The sequence below is a fragment of the Thermogutta sp. genome, from assembly GCF_014359955.1.
In the GTDB taxonomy this organism is placed as follows: Bacteria; Planctomycetota; Planctomycetia; order Pirellulales; family Thermoguttaceae; genus Thermogutta.
This window is the reverse complement of the sequence record NZ_JACIYL010000461.1, coordinates 1-3,593: the sequence shown is the minus strand read 5'-3', so window position 1 is coordinate 3,593 and position 3,593 is coordinate 1. Positions and strand designations below refer to the sequence as shown.

3 protein-coding genes are annotated in these 3,593 nt (G+C 56.6%); all 3 read left to right on the top strand.

The features are described 5' to 3' along the window. Nucleotides 1–128 precede the first annotated feature (128 nt). Nucleotides 129–1,124, top strand: coding sequence for an aldo/keto reductase (locus H5U08_RS13025; protein WP_297033786.1), 996 nt, complete (start codon nt 129–131; stop codon nt 1,122–1,124). A 166-nt stretch (nt 1,125–1,290) separates the two neighbouring features. Then, entirely contained in the window at nt 1,291–1,941 is a 651-nt protein-coding gene (locus H5U08_RS13020) for a hypothetical protein (RefSeq protein WP_297033783.1), read from the top strand. 357 nt (nt 1,942–2,298) lie between these two features. After that, the coding region (glgB, locus tag H5U08_RS13015) for a 1,4-alpha-glucan branching enzyme (protein ID WP_297033781.1) at nt 2,299–3,593 on the top strand (1,295 nt) is incomplete at its 3' end.

The window sequence follows — 3,593 nt, the reverse complement described above, 5'->3', positions numbered from 1 at the left end:
CTCTCACACAAAAACTGGGGACGAGTCAAATTTTGGCGGGCTTTTCTAACAATTTCGCGGCGCTAAAATTGTGCGCGTTCTGCTGCCGTTTGTTTTGCTCGGTCATTCCTTCCCAAGGAGACGCCACAATGAACATCGAATCCACACGCCGCGAATTCCTGCAAACAGTCCTCGCCGGTTTGGCAATGGGCCGCAGCATGCTGCTGGCTCAGGAGTCCAGCCCCGCTGGGCTTCCCACGCGTCCGTTAGGAAAGACCGGCGAACGCGTGAGTATCATCGGGCTGGGGGGCTGGGACATCGGAGCCATTCGCGATGAAAAGGAAGCCATCGCGATCATGCATGAAGCCATCGACAATGGCCTGACATTCTTCGACAACTGCTGGGACTACCACAACGGTAGGAGCGAAGAACGCATGGGCAAGGCCCTCGCCCAGAATGGCTATCGCGACAAGGTTTTCCTCATGACCAAAGTGTGTGGACGGGATTACAAGACCGCCCGGCAAAACCTTGAGGACAGCCTCCGCCGTCTGCGAACCGATCGGATCGATTTGTGGCAGTTTCACGGCATCCAGTGGAACGACGATCCGGACCTCATCTTCGCCGAAAACGGCGCCCTGAAGTGCGCCCTAGAAGCCCGCAAAGCCGGCAAGATTCGTTATATCGGCCCCACCGGCCACAAAAATCCGCGGTTCCATTTGGCCATGCTCGCCAAACCCTTCGAATGGGACACCGTTCAAATGCCCATCAACATACTGGACGCCCATTATGAAAGCTTCCAAAAGCAGGTATTGCCGGTGTGTGTGGAGCGTAAGATCGGCGCCATCGGTATGAAGGCCCTTGCCTCACAGGGTGGCCGATTGCCGCGGGAATTGGGCATACCGGCACCGCTGTTGCGGAGGTTTGCGCTGTCGCTTCCCATTTCCAGTCTCATCTGTGGCATTCAATCACGGGAAAACCTCCGGCAGGACATCGAGATGGCCCGGAATTTCCGCCCGCTTTCTGACGAGGAAGTCAAGGAACTCCTGGCGAAAGCAGCGGGGCCCGCAGCCACCGGTCAGATTGAGCAATACAAAGTGGGTAATTACGGCTGCGACTGGTGGCACAATCTTGCCAAGCGGTCGTGAGACAAAAGAGATCCCTTTCCCACCAGCCTGACTCCGCCGATGTTCTGCGAAATTTTAAGTTAAGCTGCAAAATCTAGGAGAACTTTGCCGATATCCTGTAACAAGATTGGTCAGGAAGACTTTATGGTTCAGATTCCCTGAGCAGGACATCGGCGGGGTATCATCGATGATTTCGCATGTGGATCGCTCGCGGGAAGTCACGGCCGGAACGAACGATGCATTTGCCGTCCCGCGACTGACGTTCGTCCTCCTGTATCAAACCGGCCTCAATGGGAACCCTTTCCGTTGGCGGTTCGTTCTCCGCTCGGAAGACGGCCATGACGAATTCGTCGCCGAAGATGAGGAGCCCGGCGTTTGCGGCGAGCGTCTCGAACTCCTTACCATTGCCAGGGCCCTCGAATCCCTCAACCAGTCGGCGCGGGTCATTATCTGGACGCACAGCCCCGCAGTTCGCGAAGGCCTCCTGTTCGGTCTGAACGAATGGCCTCAATCGGACTGGCGTTGGGACTATTACGACCACCAGGTTCCCGTTTCCAACCGGGATTTGTGGCAGCGGATCGCCCGGGCTACCCGGTTTCACGAAATCGAGTGCCGTATTTGGCGATTCGATCCGCCCCACTGGCGGAAGGGAGAACGCTTCTCCGACGGCACGGCTGTTCCTGTGGGAAGTTCCCCACGGACGGAAGATCCGGGCAGACGCCGTCCTTCTGGGCTGAAATCCCTGTTGCTCGGAAAAAGACTGAAGTGGCTTGCAGGGTGGATTCGGCCGGCAAGTTGGGGAGTCCATGCCGAAAACACACTGAAAGCGAGTGGGTGATGTCCCGGATCGTGTGAGGTTGGTCTGGATTTGGCCTCATTTGCCCGTCGTGCAGCCTTCCCCCGCAATGGAGCGATAAAATTCTTTCAGGGATTACCGTTAAGGGGCCGATCCTGCCTCAGTTATTTCCCCACGTTTGCGGAGCGGGGCTGTCATATCGATCTGAGAAGCGTGCTGATGTGTATTGTTTGGGATTTATCGACAATTTCAGCAACATGGAGAATCTGGAGAATTAGCACGCTTTTCTGACGATGCCATTACAAAGCCTGTTGTTAGAAATCGTATTGGGTGAGAAAATCGAAAAATCTGGGTAAAATAAGCTGCGTCATCGGTGACATGGGAGACAAGGAGGTGACCGTGCGGACGCACGTTCCTTTGGAGCATCTAGGTCGGCTTCTGGAGGGAAAACACGAGAATCCTTTTGAAGTGCTGGGCCCCCATGTGGTGGAGGAAGACGGGCGAAAGCTCCTGTCCATTCGCGCGTTCCTCCCCCACTCCAAACAGGCCTGGGTCATTGATCTGGCCCACGAGGGCGTCCCCCGCCCCATGCGCCGGATTCACCCCGCCGGCCTGTACGAGGCCCTCTGCCCGCTAAATGGCCAGCAACCACAGTATTTGCTTCGGGTGGCCGAGGAAGATGGCAAACAGGTAATCATGCACGACCCCTACACTTTTCCCCCGCTTCTGACGGACTACGACCTTTACCTGCTTGGCGAGGGACGCCACTGGCGGTGCTACAACAAACTCGGCGCACAACTCCGTACTGTCAATGGAGTTGAGGGCGTCAACTTTGCCGTTTGGGCGCCCAATGCGACGAGCGTCAGCGTCATCGGAGATTTCAATCGCTGGGATGGCCGCTGCCACCCCATGCGGAAGCACATCCCCAACGGGTTTTGGGAAATTTTCATCCCCGGTCTGAAAGAGGGGGACCTGTACAAATTCCAGATCCGTTATCACGACCAGGTTTTCGAGAAGGCCGATCCATTCGGCTTCTGGGCCGAGGTACCGCCGCGCAGTGCCTCCCGCGTTTTCAACATCAATCGCTACCAGTGGCACGACCAGGAGTGGATGGAACAGCGGAAAAAACGGAACTGGCTGGAAGAACCCATTTCCATCTACGAGGTCCATTTGGGAAGCTGGCGACGCCCCAAGGACAACCCGACTGGCTGGATGAACTATCGTGAGCTGGCCCACGAACTGGTGGACTACGTGAAGAAGATGGGCTACACCCACATCGAGCTCTTGCCCATCGCCGAGCACCCCCTCACGGCCAGTTGGGGATACCAGGTGGTCGGTTATTACGCCGTGACATCTCGTTACGGAACCCCAGAAGATTTTCAGTATTTTGTGGATTACTGCCATCAGAATGGTATTGGGGTCATCATCGACTGGGTGCCCGGCCACTTCCCGAAAGATGGCCACGGACTTCGGCGTTTTGACGGGACCGCTCTCTACGAGCATGAGGATCCCCGGCTGGGAGAGCATCGCGACTGGGGCACGCACATCTTCAACTATGGCCGCTATGAAGTCCGCAACTACCTGATTGCCAATGCCCTCTTCTGGTTCGACAAATACCACGTGGATGGCATCCGCGTGGATGCCGTGGCTTCCATGCTGTACCTGGATTACAGCAAGGGGCCCGGCGAGTGGAT